The sequence below is a fragment of the Phaeobacter sp. LSS9 genome, assembly GCF_003443595.1.
Lineage (GTDB): Bacteria > Pseudomonadota > Alphaproteobacteria > Rhodobacterales > Rhodobacteraceae > Phaeobacter > Phaeobacter piscinae.
Window position 1 is genome coordinate 2,386,745 of sequence record NZ_CP031956.1, and the last position, 14,913, is coordinate 2,401,657.

At 60.6% G+C, this 14,913-nt stretch carries 15 protein-coding genes; 9 read left to right on the plus strand and 6 right to left on the minus strand.

Features of this window, described 5'->3' with window-relative positions; all coding sequences use genetic code 11:
• Nucleotides 1-43: 43 nt before the first annotated feature.
• On the plus strand, nt 44-634 hold the full coding sequence (locus D1820_RS11495) for a glutathione S-transferase family protein (protein WP_118069114.1): 591 nt from the start codon (nt 44-46) through the stop codon (nt 632-634).
• On the opposite strand, the gene D1820_RS11500 is transcribed toward D1820_RS11495, so the two are convergent.
• Nucleotides 607-1,830 (minus strand): TIGR03862 family flavoprotein, encoded by a 1,224-nt coding sequence (locus D1820_RS11500; RefSeq protein ID WP_118069116.1) that lies wholly within the window; start codon nt 1,828-1,830, stop codon nt 607-609. The two genes, D1820_RS11495 and D1820_RS11500, sit on opposite strands and share 28 nt — an antisense overlap.
• A 90-nt stretch (nt 1,831-1,920) precedes the next feature.
• On the opposite strand from D1820_RS11500, the gene D1820_RS11505 reads away from it, so the two are divergent.
• Nucleotides 1,921-2,229, plus strand: coding sequence for an HNH endonuclease (locus D1820_RS11505; RefSeq protein WP_118069118.1), 309 nt, complete (start codon nt 1,921-1,923; stop codon nt 2,227-2,229).
• A gap of 11 nt (nt 2,230-2,240) precedes the next feature.
• Here D1820_RS11505 and D1820_RS11510 read toward each other — a convergent pair whose 3' ends face one another.
• Nucleotides 2,241-2,858 carry an enoyl-CoA hydratase/isomerase family protein gene (locus D1820_RS11510; protein ID WP_118069119.1) on the minus strand — a complete coding sequence of 206 codons (618 nt, stop codon included), beginning with the start codon at nt 2,856-2,858 and terminating at the stop codon, nt 2,241-2,243.
• A complete protein-coding gene (locus D1820_RS11515) occupies nt 2,855-3,604 on the minus strand; it encodes an SDR family oxidoreductase (protein ID WP_118069121.1) in 750 nt (249 codons plus the stop codon). Before D1820_RS11515 ends, D1820_RS11510 begins: the two co-directional genes overlap by 4 nt.
• A 132-nt stretch (nt 3,605-3,736) precedes the next feature.
• On the opposite strand from D1820_RS11515, the gene D1820_RS11520 reads away from it, so the two are divergent.
• The 5 genes from D1820_RS11520 (at nt 3,737) to lpxK (ending at nt 9,737) form a co-directional block, all read left to right on the plus strand.
• Nucleotides 3,737-5,260 carry a DUF2125 domain-containing protein gene (locus tag D1820_RS11520; RefSeq protein ID WP_118069123.1) on the plus strand — a complete coding sequence of 508 codons (1,524 nt, stop codon included), beginning with the start codon at nt 3,737-3,739 and terminating at the stop codon, nt 5,258-5,260.
• Between the two features lie 122 nt (nt 5,261-5,382).
• Nucleotides 5,383-6,729 (plus strand): TldD/PmbA family protein, encoded by a 1,347-nt coding sequence (locus tag D1820_RS11525; RefSeq protein WP_118069125.1) that lies wholly within the window; start codon nt 5,383-5,385, stop codon nt 6,727-6,729.
• On the plus strand, nt 6,716-7,519 hold the full coding sequence (locus D1820_RS11530) for a 3'(2'),5'-bisphosphate nucleotidase CysQ (RefSeq protein WP_118069126.1): 804 nt from the start codon (nt 6,716-6,718) through the stop codon (nt 7,517-7,519). Before D1820_RS11525 ends, D1820_RS11530 begins: the two co-directional genes overlap by 14 nt.
• Nucleotides 7,520-7,549: 30 nt before the next feature.
• Nucleotides 7,550-8,746 (plus strand): 3-deoxy-D-manno-octulosonic acid transferase, encoded by a 1,197-nt coding sequence (locus tag D1820_RS11535; protein ID WP_118069128.1) that lies wholly within the window; start codon nt 7,550-7,552, stop codon nt 8,744-8,746.
• Nucleotides 8,733-9,737: a tetraacyldisaccharide 4'-kinase gene (gene lpxK / locus D1820_RS11540; protein ID WP_118069129.1), complete on the plus strand. Its 1,005-nt coding sequence runs from the start codon at nt 8,733-8,735 to the stop codon at nt 9,735-9,737. Before D1820_RS11535 ends, lpxK begins: the two co-directional genes overlap by 14 nt.
• An 84-nt stretch (nt 9,738-9,821) precedes the next feature.
• On the opposite strand, the gene D1820_RS11545 is transcribed toward lpxK, so the two are convergent.
• The gene (locus D1820_RS11545; RefSeq protein WP_040170064.1) at nt 9,822-10,493 is read right to left on the minus strand and encodes a DsbA family protein; all 672 of its coding nucleotides are present in this window, start codon (nt 10,491-10,493) and stop codon (nt 9,822-9,824) included.
• On the minus strand, nt 10,490-11,017 hold the full coding sequence (locus D1820_RS11550; RefSeq protein WP_040170062.1) for a DUF721 domain-containing protein: 528 nt from the start codon (nt 11,015-11,017) through the stop codon (nt 10,490-10,492). Before D1820_RS11550 ends, D1820_RS11545 begins: the two co-directional genes overlap by 4 nt.
• A gap of 84 nt (nt 11,018-11,101) precedes the next feature.
• On the opposite strand from D1820_RS11550, the gene mutY reads away from it, so the two are divergent.
• Both mutY and D1820_RS11560 read left to right on the plus strand, forming a co-directional pair.
• Nucleotides 11,102-12,175, plus strand: coding sequence for an A/G-specific adenine glycosylase (mutY, locus tag D1820_RS11555; protein WP_118069131.1), 1,074 nt, complete (start codon nt 11,102-11,104; stop codon nt 12,173-12,175).
• A 72-nt stretch (nt 12,176-12,247) separates the two neighbouring features.
• On the plus strand, nt 12,248-13,411 hold the full coding sequence (locus D1820_RS11560) for an alkane 1-monooxygenase (protein WP_118070168.1): 1,164 nt from the start codon (nt 12,248-12,250) through the stop codon (nt 13,409-13,411).
• On the opposite strand, the gene D1820_RS11565 is transcribed toward D1820_RS11560, so the two are convergent.
• On the minus strand, nt 13,408-14,787 hold the full coding sequence (locus D1820_RS11565) for an adenylate/guanylate cyclase domain-containing protein (RefSeq protein WP_118069133.1): 1,380 nt from the start codon (nt 14,785-14,787) through the stop codon (nt 13,408-13,410). The two genes, D1820_RS11560 and D1820_RS11565, sit on opposite strands and share 4 nt — an antisense overlap.
• Nucleotides 14,788-14,913: the final 126 nt, after the last annotated feature.

Below are 14,913 nucleotides of genomic sequence, written 5' to 3' on the forward strand. Positions count from 1 at the left end.
AACCCGGTTCCGTTCCGGGCACAAACCGCAGGGAGATTTCACAATGTACACCGTTATCGGCAAGCAACTGACGCGCAGCTATCGTGTTCTTTGGGCGCTTGAGGAGCTGGGCCAATCCTATGAGCTGAACCCTGCCCTGCCGCAGAGCGAAGACGTCGTCGCCCTCAACGCCTCGGGTAAGGTCCCAGTGTTCAAGGATGGTGAGGAGGTGATCACCGATTCGACCGCCATCATCACCTATCTTGCAGATAAACATGGCAAGCTGACCGCCCCCACGGGCACCATCGCCCGTGCAAAACAGGACGCGATGACGAATCGTCTACTGGATGAGCTGGACGCGGTGTTGTGGACTGGCGCACGGCACAGTTTCATCCTGCCCGAAGATAAGCGCGTGCCCGAGGTGAAAGACAGCCTGAAGTGGGAGTTTTCCCGCAATCTGGCGCAGTTGGAAACCTGCATGACAGGCCCGTTTCTGATGGGGGAAGAGTTCACCATTCCCGATATCATCTGCACCCATTGCCTGAACTGGGCCTATAGCGCCAAGTTCCCGATCGAGAGCGAGGCCATGCTGGCCTATAGTAAGCGGATGCGCGCGCGTCCCGCGTTTCAGGCAGTAGCGGCCTCGATCACATAGTCACCCGCCAGATATCGGACTGCTGACCGCCCCGCCCAGCGCCCTGTCGCAAGGCATGCGGTCAGCAAATATCCACCGGTCGGCGCTTCCCAGTCCAGCATTTCTCCGGCGCAGAATACGCCGGGGCGTCTGTGCAGCATTAGTCCGCCATCAACCGCCTCTGCCAGGACACCTCCGGCGGTGGAAATCGCTTCATCCAGCGGCCGCAGCCCCTGATGCCGGATCGGCACTGCCTTCAACAACTGGGCCAGCGCCGCAGGTTCAGCCGGAAGCGGTCGGGCAAATTCCTGTAGGCTCGCCAGGCGCGGAGGTGTCAATTTTGTCACCTTTCGCAGATGGGTCGAGAGGCTGGACTTCCCCCGTGGGCGCGCCAGACGCGCGGCAACCTGCTCCTGCGACAGATCCGGCAACAGATCCATGTATAGCTCCGCCCCCTCACGCACTGCAGCACAGATCATATAAACACCGCCCCCTTCCAGGCCCTGCCTGGAAATGACCGCCTCGCCCCGCGACCGGGTTGATCCTGCGTGCAGGGCAATCCCCTTCAGCGGTGCCCCGAAATGAGGTGCCATGTGATCGGACCAGTGGACGAGCAATCCTGCATTGGCAGGTTGAAACGCCGCCAGTGGCACATTCTCCCCTGCCAGAGTTGCAGCCCATAGCCCGTCAGAGCCGAGCCGCGCCCAGCTGGCACCGCCCATTGCCAACACTGTGGCTCCCGTTTTGATCACACGGGGACCATCCGGGGTTTCAAACTGCAAGGCGTCGCCATTCCAGCCCTGCCAGCGCCAGCGGGTGCGCCGTTCAACACCGTAGCCATCCAGACGGGCCAGCCATGCCCGCAACAGCGGCGAAGCCTTCATTTCGCGGGGGAAAACCCGTGCTGTGGTGCCCGTGAACAGGGTGCTGCCCAGTCCTGTCGCCCAAGCCATCACCTCTGCCGCGTCGCAGTCTGCAATCATCGGCGCCAGCCAGTCCGCAGCCTCGCCGTAGTGGCTAAGCAAGATCTCGCGCGCCTCATCCTTCGTCAGGTTCAGACCGGATTTCCCAGCCATCAGAAACTTTCGTGCAACGGACGGCTTCGCATCAACAACCAGCACGCGGCGACCGGCCGCCCCCAGTTCTTCAGCGGCCCGCAGACCAGCAGGTCCGGCGCCCACGACCACTGCGTCCCAGCTGTCCCGTTGATGTGTCAAATTGACAGTTCCTTACGTACTTATCCTTGCCGATCGCAACCGCCAGCGCATGTCTTACGGTTGAAACAGCCATACTGAGAGACTGCGCCAATGTCACCGTCTGCCGATGTCGATCCGATATGCCCTCTGTGCCAACGGCCTCTCCCTACGGACGTCGCTCAAAGCCTGCATCACCTGATCCCCAAACTGAAGGGCGGCAAGGGCGGACCGACGGTGCTACTGCACCATATCTGCCACAAAGAAATCCATGCAGCTCTCAGCGAGGCGGAACTGGCGCGGTCTTTCAATACCATTGAAGCCCTGCGCCAGCATCCGAGATTGGCGAAATTCATCGCTTGGGTACAAAAACGCCCGCCCTCCTTCCAGTCGCGCGTACCCGGTGGACGGCGCAATCGCTGAAGCGCCGGGCGCTATACGCGGGTGCAATCCGCCAGAATTGCCTGCGCCATCTCCACCTCCGCCGCGAGGCTATCCGCCATCAGGTCCTGCGCCGTCGTCATCAGATCGCCAGCCGCGACAATACGATCAATCAATCCGAAGATATGCGCCTCCTCAGCGGTGATTTTCTGTCCAGCCGCCAGAATCATCTTCGTACGCGCAGGACCGATCAGCGCTGCCATCCGCCGCGCATCAGAGGGTTGCGGACGATAGCCAAGCTTCATCACCGGGTAAAACACCTTGGCCGTTGGTACGGCGATACGCAAATCGCACGCCAGCGCCATGCCGTTCGCTCCACCCGCCAAAGTACCATTGAGCGCCGCCACCGTCAGACAGGGCAGACCCGCGATAGCACCCGATAGCTGCTCCCACAGGGGGGACGTCGCCAGCCCGGCTCGCGCCGCATCCAGATCCGCCCCAGCGCTGAAGACACGGCCAGCCCCGGTGATGATCAATCCGCGAGCCTCTTGTGCGCGCTCTGCAATATCACAGAGCTGTTCCAGCATCGCCGTAGTCAGCGCATTTGCCTTGTCAGACCGGTTCAGTGTCACCGTCCACAACCCGTTTTCGGCGATATCAAGGTCGATCATATCAGGCCGACCTGCCTGCGGATGCCCTCATCCCGTAGCGAGATTTCGGTGCCGACCAGATCGTCTGCCGCCTCAGTACACATCCACAGAAGGGCGCGCGCCGGCCACTCTGCCGGGATATGATCAGACCATTCCAGCTGGCTGACCGGATTGACGCCGCTGGCCTTGATCACACGCTGCATTTCCGTCGCAACGGTGCCCGGCGACAGCCCCATGGCGCGGATGCCATTGGCCCCTTCTTCATGGTGCAGGCTACGGGTCAGCATCGCCGCGGCGGCCTTGGAAGAGCAATAGGCGCTCCAGCCTTCGACGGGATTATGCGCAGCCCCTGAACTGACGGTCAGTACAGTGCCGCTGCCGGCAGCCTTCATCCCGGGCAAAACTGCCCGCATTCCGTTGAATACCCCGCACACATTGATATCGATCAGCTGTGCCCAGTCCGCAGGATCAGCCGCCTCAAGCCGGGCAATGGGGTCAACCACACCCGCGTTATTGATCAGCACATCGATCCGCCCGAACTGCGCCTCGGTTTTGGCAACGGCCGCCGCGACAGCCGGATAGTCCGCCACATCACAGGCAAAGGTCAGCACGTTTCCGCCGATCTCCTTGGCAAGCGCGGTCAAGCTCTCCTCGCTCCTTGCCAGCAAGGCCAGATTGGCCCCGGCAGCAGCAAACACGCGGGCCGCATCGGCCCCGATCCCCCGGCTTGCACCGGTTATCACAACTGTCTTGCCCTTGATCTCCATAGTATTAATCTCCAAGTCCCTGTTTTGAAATGTGGTAGACTGGTTAGGGGGAACGGTCCAGAGCGATACCCCCTTGACCCGGTACCTCCTCCGGCCAACCATGGCGCAAAATAGACCACGAAAGGTATACTTATGTCCGTTTTCCTCGCCCGCAGCAGCGGTGTTGCGATTGTTATGGCGTTTTCTGCCCAGGCGGCCCTGGCAGATGTAACGGCAAAAGACGTCTGGTCAGACTGGAAGTCCTACATGACCGCCACCGGTTACACCGTGAACGGCACCGAGACCATGTCCGGCGATACCCTCACCATCTCGGATATCTCTATGGCCATACCTGTCATGGAGGAAGATACCAGCGGCACATTTACCCTGCCTGACATCAAATTTGTCGAGAATGGCGATGGCACTGTCAACATCATGCTGCCTCCTGAAATGCCGATCATGTTCAAAATTGATGGTCCCGAAGGCCTCGTAAGCGGCACCGTTCTGTATTCCCACGATGGCAGCCCGATGCTTGTCTCCGGCGACGCGGATGAAATGACCTATGATTACGCCAGCGGCCTGATGAAAATCGCGCTGAAGGATCTGACGGTACCAGACACCGACGTTCCGAAAGACGCGATCAAAGTCAGCATGACACTGACGGATGTGGTCACCAAGACCATCATGTCAAATGCAGATAGCCGCACCTACAACCAGACAATGACCAGTGAAACACTGAATTTTGACGCCTCGATCCACGTCCCTAAAGACGGAGGCACCGGTGCCTTCAAGGGGGCGATGCAGGGGGTGAACTTCACCGGCATCACAACTATTCCTAACGGGTTGGAAAGCACCGACATGGCGGCACTGCTGCGCGGCGGTTTCAGCGCGGAAGGCACATTTGACTTTGCCAGTGGCAACAGCGCAATCAATGGTCAGGATGGCGCGGATACATTTGCGTTGGAAAGCACTTCTGAAGGCGGAAAAATCGCCTTTGACATGGGCCTTGATGGGCTGACCTATGACGTGAAACAGAACCGGACGGAAACCAACATCACCAGTTCTGACCTGCCGTTCCCGCTTGCGCTGTCGATGGCTGAGGCCGGTTTCAAGCTGACCATGCCTGTTGCCAAATCCGACGAGGAACAGGACTTTGCCCTCGGCCTCGTTCTGCGCGACTTTGATGTGCCGGAAATGCTCTGGGGTATGGTGGATCCAACTGGCGCCCTGCCCCACGATCCGGCCACAATCGCACTGGATCTGGCAGGCAAGGCAAAGCTGGCCTTCGACTTCTTTGACCCCGAAGCCATGGCAGAGGTGGAGAACGGCGAACAGGCACCGGGTGAGCTGCACGCGCTGACCGTGAATTCGCTTGAAATCTCCGCCGCCGGGGCAAAGCTGACCGGTACCGGTGATTTTGCCTTCAACAATGACGATCTGAGCACCTTCGACGGCATGCCGGCGCCCTCCGGTGAGGCAAATCTGACCCTCGCGGGCGCCAACACCCTGCTGGACAAGCTGATCGGCATGGGTCTGGTGTCGGACAGCGACGCCATGGGCGCGCGCATGATGATGGGCATGCTGGCAGTTCCGGGCGATGGCGAGGATACGCTGACCTCCAAGATCGAAGTTACCGAAGACGGTCAGATCAAGGCAAACGGCCAGCGCATCAAGTAATCGCGACACAAGGCTGATCCCAGATTGGGGCCGCAATTTGCGGCCCCTTTTTTCGTCTGCGCTCTTGCAGCATCTGGCCGCGCTGGCTAGCTCTAAGTGACGTCCAACCCATGTAGGTGCCTATGACCCAGACCCCCGAAAGCCTAAGCCACGCACTCCTTGATGCCGCCCGCAAGGCCGGAGCTGATGCTGCCGATGCAATGGTGGCCGAAGGCAGCTCCCTTTCCATTGAGGTGCGTCAAGGCACGCTAGAGCATGCTGAGCGGTCAGAAGGTGTTGATCTGGGATTGCGGGTCTTTGTCGGGCAACGTCAGGCCTGCGTTTCAGCCTCGGACATGCGGGCCGAAACCCTGACCGCCATGGCTGAGCGCGCCGTCGCCATGGCCCGCGAAGCACCCGAAGATCCCTATGCGGGCCTCGCCGAACCGGGGCAACTCGCCCGGGACTGGGATCTGGCGGCACTGGAGTTGTTTGATGCAAGCGCCGAACCGGCACCCGCTGCCCTGCAGGAGGATGCGCTTGCTGCTGAGGCTGCGGGCCTGGCTGTTAGCGGCGTCACACAGGTACAATCTGCGGCAGCGGGCTACGGTACCCATAAGGTGCATATGGCCGCGACCAACGGATTCTCCGGCGGCTATCAGCGCAGCAGCCGGTCGACCTCCTGCACGGCGATTGCGGGCAGCGGTACAGGAATGGAACGCGACTACGATGGCGACTCCCGTACGTTTCAGGCCGACCTGCGCAGCGCCAAAGATATCGGAACACAGGCCGGAGAGCGGGCAATCGAGCGGCTCGGCGCACGTAAGCCGGAAACCGGAAGCTATCCGGTGCTGTTTGACGAACGGGTTTCTTCCTCGCTGATCGGCCATCTGCTGGCGGCAGTGAACGGTGCCAGCATCGCCCGTGGCTCCTCCTGGCTGAAAGATGCGCTAGGGGCGCAGATCCTGCCTGCCCACCTCAGCGTGACGGAAGATCCCTTTCGTCCGCGCATCGCGGGGTCCCGTCCGTTTGATGGCGAAGGCCTGGCAACGCAACGCCGCGCCATTATCGACAATGGGATCCTGACCGGCTGGACGCTGGACCTTGCCTCGGCGCGCAAACTGAACATGCAAAGCACTGGCAACGCAGCGCGTGGTGTCGGGTCCGTGCCCTCCCCATCCCAGTGGAACATCGCCCTGACGCAGGGCAATGACAGCCGCGCCGATCTGATTTCCGGCATGGGCACCGGCCTGCTGGTGACCTCCATGATCGGATCGACCATCAACCCCAATACCGGCGACTACTCCCGTGGGGCCGCAGGCTTTTGGGTGGAAAACGGCGAGATAGCCTATCCAGTCAACGAATGCACCATCGCTGGCAATCTGCGCGATATGCTGCGCGGCATCGTGCCCGCCAATGACGCCCGCAGCCACCTGTCTCGCGTGGTGCCTTCACTGCTGGTCGAGGGGATGATCCTTGCCGGAAACTGACCTCTCCCTGCTAATTCGCGCGGCCGAGCAGGCAGGCGACATCGCCTGCCGCTACAGCGGTCCAGAGGCGCAGAAATGGGAGAAACCCGGCGGTGCTGGACCGGTGACCGAGGCTGACCTTGCCGTCAACGAGATGCTATCCGACGTGCTGCAAAAGGCGCGACCCGACTATGGCTGGCTGTCCGAGGAAAGCGAAGACACCGCAACGCGCCTTGATCGTGACAGGCTGTTCATTATTGACCCGATCGACGGCACCCGCAGCTTTGCCCAAGGGTCGCGCACCTGGGCCCATTCGCTGGCAATCGCCGAAGAGGGCGACGTCACCGCAGCGGTCATCTACCTGCCCCAGCGTGATCTGATGTATTGTGCGGCGCGTGGAGAGGGCGCGACCTGCAATGGTGCAGAAATCCGGGTGTCTGCGCAAGCTGACCTCAACATGGCGAACGTGCTGGCTGCACGGCCTGTGCAGGACCCCAAACACTGGCAGAATGGTCAGGTGCCAGGCTTCAATCGCAGCCACCGACCCTCGCTGGCCTACCGTATGGCACGGGTTGCAGATGCAGGTTACGACGCGATGCTCACCCTCCGCCCCAGCTGGGAATGGGATATCGCCGCCGGCGATCTGATCCTGCGTGAGGCAGGCGGATATTGCAGTGATCGCTTCGGCGGGGATTTGCGATATAATAACCCGCACCCGACACTGAACGGTGTCGTCGCCGCGCCGCCGCGCCTGCATGACCAGCTGATCGCCGCGCTCGACCCGCAGAGCCCCGGCCTTCATCCGCTTTGACATGTGCCCCGCAGCAGGACCCCTCTAGCCATGTCGAGACTTTCAGCCGCATCCGAACGCAGTCTCCGCTGGCCCGCCCGACCGGTGGGTGAGGTGCTATGGGTCCATGCCTCTTCAGCAGAGCGGTATCTGGCGCTTGGCGATCTGAGCAACCGGATGAAATCCCTGCGCCCCGATCTTTCGGTGCTGGTGACATGGAGCCGCAGCATCACCAACCGCCCGCCGGTTGACGGCTACGATCTGGCTGCGGGGCCACCGCCAGATGACAGCCCGGCAGAGGTGCGGATGTTTCTGGATCACTGGCGGCCCGACCTGATGATCTGGTCGGGCGGGGATCTCCGCCGCGGTCTTATGCGCCAGATGAGCGAACGCAACCTGGACAGTCTGCTGGTCGATATTGATGCCAGCGAACTGCCCGACCGCACCAGCCGCTGGTTGCCGGATCAACGGCGCAGGCTGTTTGAACGCTTCACCGAAATCATGACCCCTTCGGATGAGGCACGGGCACAGCTGCTGCGCCTTGGCCTCGCAGCAGACCGGATCCAACGCACGGATCCCTTGCGATTGTCGACCACGCCCCCCGGCTGCAACAGTGATGAACTCACCCATATGCAAGCCACATTGGGCAGCCGCCCCGTCTGGTTTTCATCACAGACCGAGCTTGAGGATTTACCCACAATCCTGGATGCGCACCGCAGTGTGTTGCGCCTGTTGCACCGCCTGTTGCTGGTCGTCACCATGCGCGATGAGCAAGATTTGGCTGCAGCGCGCGATGCTATCATCAATAGCGGCCTGCAGTTGGCCGATTGGGACAGCGGCGAAGAGCCTGATGAATACACGCAGGTGCTGCTCAGCTCTGCCGAGGACAGTGGCCTGTGGTACCGGTTATCCCCGCTCTGCCTGCTCGCAGGCAGCCTGCCATCGCGCGCGAATGGGCAGAACCCATTGGACGCGGCGGCACTTGGTTCCGCTGTCCTGCACGGGTCGGGTTTGGGAACCTATGGCCCCCTCTACAAGCGCCTGACGGAGGTCGGCGCCGCGCAGAAGGTCGATAACGCCGAGGATCTGGCGCAGGGCGTGCTGAGCCTGTCAGCACCAGATCGCGCTGCCGAGATGGCACTGGCTGGCTGGCAGGTCGTCACCGAAGGCGCCAGCATGACAGACCACCTGATGGATCGCGTCCAGGAGCTTCTGGACAAGCGAGAGGACAGATATGAAAGCCCCTGATTTCTGGCACAAACCAGCCGGACAATTCGATATTCGCAAAACCCTGCTGTCCCCACTGGGCCATATCTATGCCCGTGCTACCGCAAAACGGCTGACTGACGGCACCCCGCGAACTGTGGGCGTGCCGGTGATCTGCGTCGGGAATATAAATGCTGGCGGCACCGGCAAAACACCGACAGTTATCTGGTTTCTGGAACGCTTGCGTGACATGGGGCACGAACCGCATGTGGTGACGCGCGGCTATGGTGGCACGCTTGAGGGGCCGGTGCAGGTGGATCCCGGAAGCCATCGCGCCAGCCAGGTTGGCGACGAACCGCTGTTGCTGGCCGCCTTTGGTGAGGTCTGGAAAGCAGAGGATCGCGCCGCCGGAGCAAAGGCTGCGGCGGCTGCAGGGGCGACGGTCATCGTCTTGGACGATGGTTTTCAGAACCCGGCGGTGCACAAGGATCTCTCAGTTGTTGTGGTCGATGCTGATCGTGGGTTCGGCAATGGGCATTGCCTGCCCGCCGGCCCCCTGCGCGAACCGGTCACAACGGGGCTGGCCCGTGCTGATCTGGTTTTGTCACTGGGGCAACCCGAGGCGCAGGCCCGGTTCCAGGCAGCATGGCGGAACGCACTGACGGCTTGCCCACATTACACCGGTGTGCTTGAGCCGCTCAAAACCGGCATGCCTTGGGGCGGAACGCCTGTTTTGGCCTTTGCCGGCATTGGTCATCCACAGAAATTTTTCGACACGCTGCGCGAGCTTGGCGCCGATCTGCGCCGTAGCGAAGCCCTGGACGACCACCAGCCGCTTTCCACTGCGCTGATGACCCGACTGGAAACAGAGGCCAAGCTGATTGGCGCGCAAATGGTTACCACCGAGAAGGACGCCGTCCGCCTGCCAGAGAGTTTCCGCAATAAGGTGATCACCCTGCCGGTACGTCTGCAGATCAGCAATGATGAGGCGCTCTTGGCGCGACTTCGCGAGATTGCGCCACCGCCGCCGTAGCCACATCTGCAGACAGCACAACGAAAAAACCCGCCACGGAGACCGGGCGGGTTTCTAATTCTCACTTGCTCAGCGCGACGGCGGTTAGCCGTCCAGTTCGGCGTCGATCAGTGTCTTGAACGCGTCATACGACTGATTTTCGATCTTTTTTCCGTTCAGAATGAAAGAGGGCGTGGATTCGATCCCATGCTCAGTCGCATTTTCCTGATACCAGCTCACAAGGGTCTGTGCCTTGGTACCGTCCTGCAAACAGGCTTCAAGCTGCTCTTCCTCCAACCCGGCAAGCCGCCCGATCTTGCGCAGCGCATCGACAATCTCGGTCGCGCCACCGGCACGGGCCCAGTCGGATTGCCCCTTATAGATCAAATCGCTGATCCCAAAGAATTTTTCTGGCCCACCGCAGCGCGCAATCATCGAAGCCCACAGACCATAACGATCGAAATAGACCTCGCGGTAGATGAATTTCACCTTCCCGGTATCGATATAGTCCTGCTTCAGCTGCTTATAGGCGCCCTGATGAAAATTCGCACAATGCGGGCAGGTGTAAGACGCGTATTCGATCAGCGTCACTGGCGCATCTTCAGCCCCCTGGACCATTTCCACGATGGTGGAGGTGTCCACCTCGGCCTCTTGAGCGTAGGCCGCTCCGATCAGCGGATTGCTGGGCAAAGACGTGCCGCCCTGCAATGCGGCATAGCCATAGACGCCCGCCGCAACTGCGACGGAGGCAAAGATGCCGGACATCAAACGGGTCATTCGTACCCCTTTCTGAGAGTTTTCTGTTTTGTCAGCACATTGCGCCCAAGCCGTTCCAGGGCTGCGCGCAAATCATCGCTTTCGACCCCAGTCGCTGCCTCAGCTGCTGCCGCAACATCCTGCGGATCAGGCGCCTGCGGTTTGCGAACCTTCGGGGCGTATTTGAAGGAGACCTGCCCCTCGGCAAAACCGGTGGGCGCGGTCTGGGTGATGCGGACCTTGGAAATGGCGTTGTAGCCATAGACCGCATTGACCTTGCTGCGCAGAGGTTCCTTTTGCATCTCCAGCATCGGGGCATGGGCACCGGTGGTCAGCAACGTCAATGTCGCACCAAAACCGCCACGCCCATAGTGGACGTTGACGGGCCGTGCGATGGCGGAAATGTCAGGCCCTGCAATTTCTTCCCAATGGGTCAGCAGACGCGACACAGCAAAACCCCGGCTTTCACCGGCCTTGCGAATCTGATCATTCAGAAGCTGCGATGTCCGTTTGAACCCGCGAGATTTTGTCCGTTGCACTGCCATGCCCGTGGTTTTGCTAGACTGCTCGCCCTATTGTAAAGGGCTGCCATGCGAGAACCAGCGAAACCGGGCCACAAAGGATAAAGAATGCGTGACCTCGACAGCCAGAGCCAACCACAAAGCAGCACATTGCTGGAATGGTACGACCAGCACGCCCGCACCCTGCCCTGGCGGATCAGCCCGGCGGACCGTGCAGCTGGGGTCTGGCCGGATCCCTATCGGATCTGGCTAAGCGAGGTGATGCTGCAACAAACAACCGTGGCTGCGGTGAAGGATTATTTTCACCGTTTCACCAGCCGCTGGCCCACAGTCGCAGATCTGGCAGCCGCGCCGGATGCGGATGTGATGGGCGAATGGGCCGGGCTTGGATATTACGCGCGGGCGCGCAATCTCTTGAAATGTGCCCGAGTGGTTGCGCAGGACTATGGCGGCACCTTTCCCGACACCTACGACGGGCTGATCGCCCTGCCGGGCATTGGTCCTTATACAGCGGCGGCGATCTCCGCCATCGCCTTTGACCGGCAGGAAACCGTCTTGGACGGTAATGTCGAACGGGTGATGGCGCGGCTCTATGATGTCCATGTTCCCCTGCCAACCGCCAAACCGCAGCTCAAGGAGAAAGCAGCCGCCCTGACCCCGGCAGAGCGACCCGGCGATCATGCGCAGGCCGTGATGGATCTTGGCGCCACGATCTGCACGCCGCGCAACCCGGCCTGCGGCATCTGCCCCTGGCGCGCCCCCTGCGCGGCCCGCGCGGCGGGAACTGCAACGGAGCTGCCCAAGAAAACCCCAAAGAAGCCCAAGCCAACCCGGCTCGGCATTGTCTATCTGGCCCGCAGCGCTGCGGGAGGCTGGCTGCTGGAACAGCGCCCGGACAAGGGGCTTCTGGGCGGCATGCTGGGTTGGCCCGGCAGCGACTGGACCGACAGCCCTGACAGCCCGGCCCCCGCACCGCCGTTTGAGGCCGATTGGCAACTTCTAAACGCTGAGGTGCGTCACACCTTCACGCATTTTCACCTTATCCTGCGCGTCATGCTGGCAGAGCTGCCTGCGGATTTCGCAGCTGAGGACCATCAGCGCGTGATCGCGCGACATGACTTCAAACCGACGGATCTGCCAACGGTCATGCGCAAGGCCTTTGATTTATGGAAGGGACGCTGATCCCTTCTCTTTTTTCCGGACCACAGGCATAGTCGGCACAAACATCTTCGACATCACTGGATTTGCGCCATGATGACCACCCCCGAAACACTGCGCAGCTGGCAGGCAGCTCTACCGTTCTGGCTGTCTTTTCTGCTGGTTCCCCTTGTGGTGCTGGCCGCCGTCTATGGCGGTTGGGCCATTTTGTTGCCCCCCTTGGCCACTTGGTATCTCTTTGCCGCGCTTGACGGGGTGTTTGGTCTCAACCTGGAGAACGCCGACCCGCTCACACCCGAGGACGACCTTCGCTGGTACTCCGCCCTGACCATGGCCTGGGTCCCTGTGCAGGCCATGTTGCTCATAACCATGCTCATCTATGTGCCTCAGGCCGAACATCTGTCAGGTCTTGAGAAGTTTGGCGTGTTCTTCGGCGTTGGCGTCCTGAGCGGCACTGTCGGGATCAACTACAGCCATGAATTGATGCACCAAAAGAGCAAGCTGGAACGCTGGCTGGCGGATATCCTGCTGGCCATGGTGCTCTACTCGCATTTCAGATCCGAACATCTGCTCGTCCATCACCGCCATGTCGGCACACCCCGCGACCCGGTGACAGCTCGCTACAACGAAGGGTTCCACCGGTTCTATCCGCGAGTGCTGCGGCAGTGCTGGCAATCCGCCTTTCGCGCCGAGAGCGCCCAGCTGGCGCGCCGCGATTTGCCCTGGACCGATCGACGCAATCCCTTCTTTCGCTACTGGACGCTACAAGGGCTTATGCTGTTGGTCGCGGTTTTGCTGGGTGGGTTCACAGGGCTGTTGCTGTTTCTGGTGCAAGCAGGTGTTGCGATCTGGCAGCTGGAGCTGGTGAACTACGTCGAACACTACGGGCTGACCCGCAAATATCTGGGCAATGGCAAATTCGAACACGTGATGCCACGGCACTCCTGGAACGCCGCACATAAGGCCTCGAACTGGTTGTTGATCAACTTGCAACGCCATTCTGACCATCACTACAAACCGGATCGGCGCTTTCCCCTGCTCCAGAACCACACCATGGCCGACGCACCACAGCTGCCCTATGGCTATCCGGTGATGACCGTCGCCGCGATGTTTCCACCGCTCTGGCGCCGGATAATGAACCCGCGGGTGCGGCGATGGCGGCAGATGTATTACCCTGAGATCACCGAATGGAGCGCCTACAACAAGGCTTTACCGGCGGATCAGCGACCAGAACCCACCTCGGGTGCCACCGCCTGCTAGCGCGGCAGCGCCCAGAGTGTCATTGATCGTGTTAATCCACGCAGCTCAGACGCAGGGTACCGGGCAAAGCCAGCTTTCTCCAGGTTGGCTGGACCACCCTCGGCCTGCACCTGCTGACGCAGCGCCTCACTGATCACAAGCTGGGCCTCCAGTTCACGTGTACGCTCCTCCAGCCGGGCAGCAATATTCACAGCATTGCCGATCACCGCATACTCCAACCGGTTCGCACCGATGTTACCAATAACGGTTTCACCGAAATGTACTCCGATACCGACGCGGATCTCAGACTCACCATACCGACGGCGCTCTGCATTCCAATCAGCCAGTGACTTCAGCATAGCCCGTGCACAGGTCAACGCATTGGTTGCATCCTTTGGTCCCGCCAAAGGCGTGCCAAAGGTCGCCATCAGACCATCGCCAAGGTATTTGTCCAGCGTTCCTTCGTGACGGAAAACCTCCCGTTCCATCCGGCTGTGAAAATCCCGCAACAGATCAATCACCTGATAGGCATCGCGATCCGCCGCGAGCCGGGTAAACCCGATGATATCAATGAACAGTATTGCCACATCCTGCCGCCGGGTCTGCTTCAGCGGCTCGTCGTTCGTTGAGAGCTGCTGCACGACATTGGGTGAAAAATACCGCGAAAGATTGGCGCGCTCGCGCTCCAGCACCGCATTATTCTGGATCAGCTGATAAAACCGTCTTGAAGACACCGCCAATGTGACAGCGACCAGAAAGAACACGATCGCCTCCTGCAATCGCTGGTGCAAAGCAAAGTCATTTGGATCCACGAACGAAGCCAGCGTCTGGTTGCCTTCAACCGCTGCCAGAAGCGCCGCACTCATCCCCGGCTGAGACGGGGCAAACCACCAGGCGGTAAAGGCCGCTGACAGCCAGATCAGCACCGTCCAGCTGCCGATGGCAATCACCGTGCGCCAGGAATACGCAAGAGTTCCGGCCGCCAGAATGATGAAAAAGTAGATGAAATTGCCGTAGCGATACTGGATCGCCAGTGGCAGATCCTCACTGCTGAACGGGTTCGGAATGACCATGCCAACGGTCATGATCGCCAGATCGGCAAAGATCAGCAGCATCTCCAGCCGCGATTGGCCCACCCGACCCACTCGGCGGATCAGCCAGCCGTTTAAGCACAGCAACGCCAGGATGAAATGGTAATACAGAACATCCCATTCGGGATTGACGTAAACCAGAAACACCGCTGTGACTGCCATCGCAATCCAGCGCGCTCGCACCGCCAGCTCCAGCCCATTGCGCTTGTGCTCGGTTAGCGCGTCCAGCGCATAGGGGCTCTCTTGCGTGAAAATCGCTTCATCGCTGTCCAATGCCGGAGCGGGAGCGGAGGCAGTTATGGCCATGACGTCTGTCCATCTATTGGCGCCAGTCTTACGCCAAAATAGCGGCAGCTGCCGCCAGATGCACCCCATGAAGCACCGTTATAAACGAAAAGACCCCGCCGGGTTGGCGGGGCAAGGTTGGCGCCG

Excerpts from the sequence above, each read along its gene's own strand:
- D1820_RS11495 (WP_118069114.1), top strand. The coding sequence starts at position 44 with ATGTACACCGTTATCGGCAAGCAACTGACGCGCAGCTATCGTGTTCTT.
- D1820_RS11505 (WP_118069118.1), top strand. The coding sequence starts at position 1,921 with ATGTCACCGTCTGCCGATGTCGATCCGATATGCCCTCTGTGCCAACGG.
- D1820_RS11510 (WP_118069119.1), bottom strand. The coding sequence starts at position 2,858 with ATGATCGACCTTGATATCGCCGAAAACGGGTTGTGGACGGTGACACTG.
- D1820_RS11515 (WP_118069121.1), bottom strand. The coding sequence starts at position 3,604 with ATGGAGATCAAGGGCAAGACAGTTGTGATAACCGGTGCAAGCCGGGGG.
- D1820_RS11520 (WP_118069123.1), top strand. The coding sequence starts at position 3,737 with ATGTCCGTTTTCCTCGCCCGCAGCAGCGGTGTTGCGATTGTTATGGCG.
- D1820_RS11525 (WP_118069125.1), top strand. The coding sequence starts at position 5,383 with ATGACCCAGACCCCCGAAAGCCTAAGCCACGCACTCCTTGATGCCGCC.
- D1820_RS11535 (WP_118069128.1), top strand. The coding sequence starts at position 7,550 with ATGTCGAGACTTTCAGCCGCATCCGAACGCAGTCTCCGCTGGCCCGCC.
- lpxK (WP_118069129.1), top strand. The coding sequence starts at position 8,733 with ATGAAAGCCCCTGATTTCTGGCACAAACCAGCCGGACAATTCGATATT.
- D1820_RS11545 (WP_040170064.1), bottom strand. The coding sequence starts at position 10,493 with ATGACCCGTTTGATGTCCGGCATCTTTGCCTCCGTCGCAGTTGCGGCG.
- D1820_RS11550 (WP_040170062.1), bottom strand. The coding sequence starts at position 11,017 with ATGGCAGTGCAACGGACAAAATCTCGCGGGTTCAAACGGACATCGCAG.
- mutY (WP_118069131.1), top strand. The coding sequence starts at position 11,102 with ATGCGTGACCTCGACAGCCAGAGCCAACCACAAAGCAGCACATTGCTG.
- D1820_RS11560 (WP_118070168.1), top strand. The coding sequence starts at position 12,248 with ATGACCACCCCCGAAACACTGCGCAGCTGGCAGGCAGCTCTACCGTTC.
- D1820_RS11565 (WP_118069133.1), bottom strand. The coding sequence starts at position 14,787 with ATGGCCATAACTGCCTCCGCTCCCGCTCCGGCATTGGACAGCGATGAA.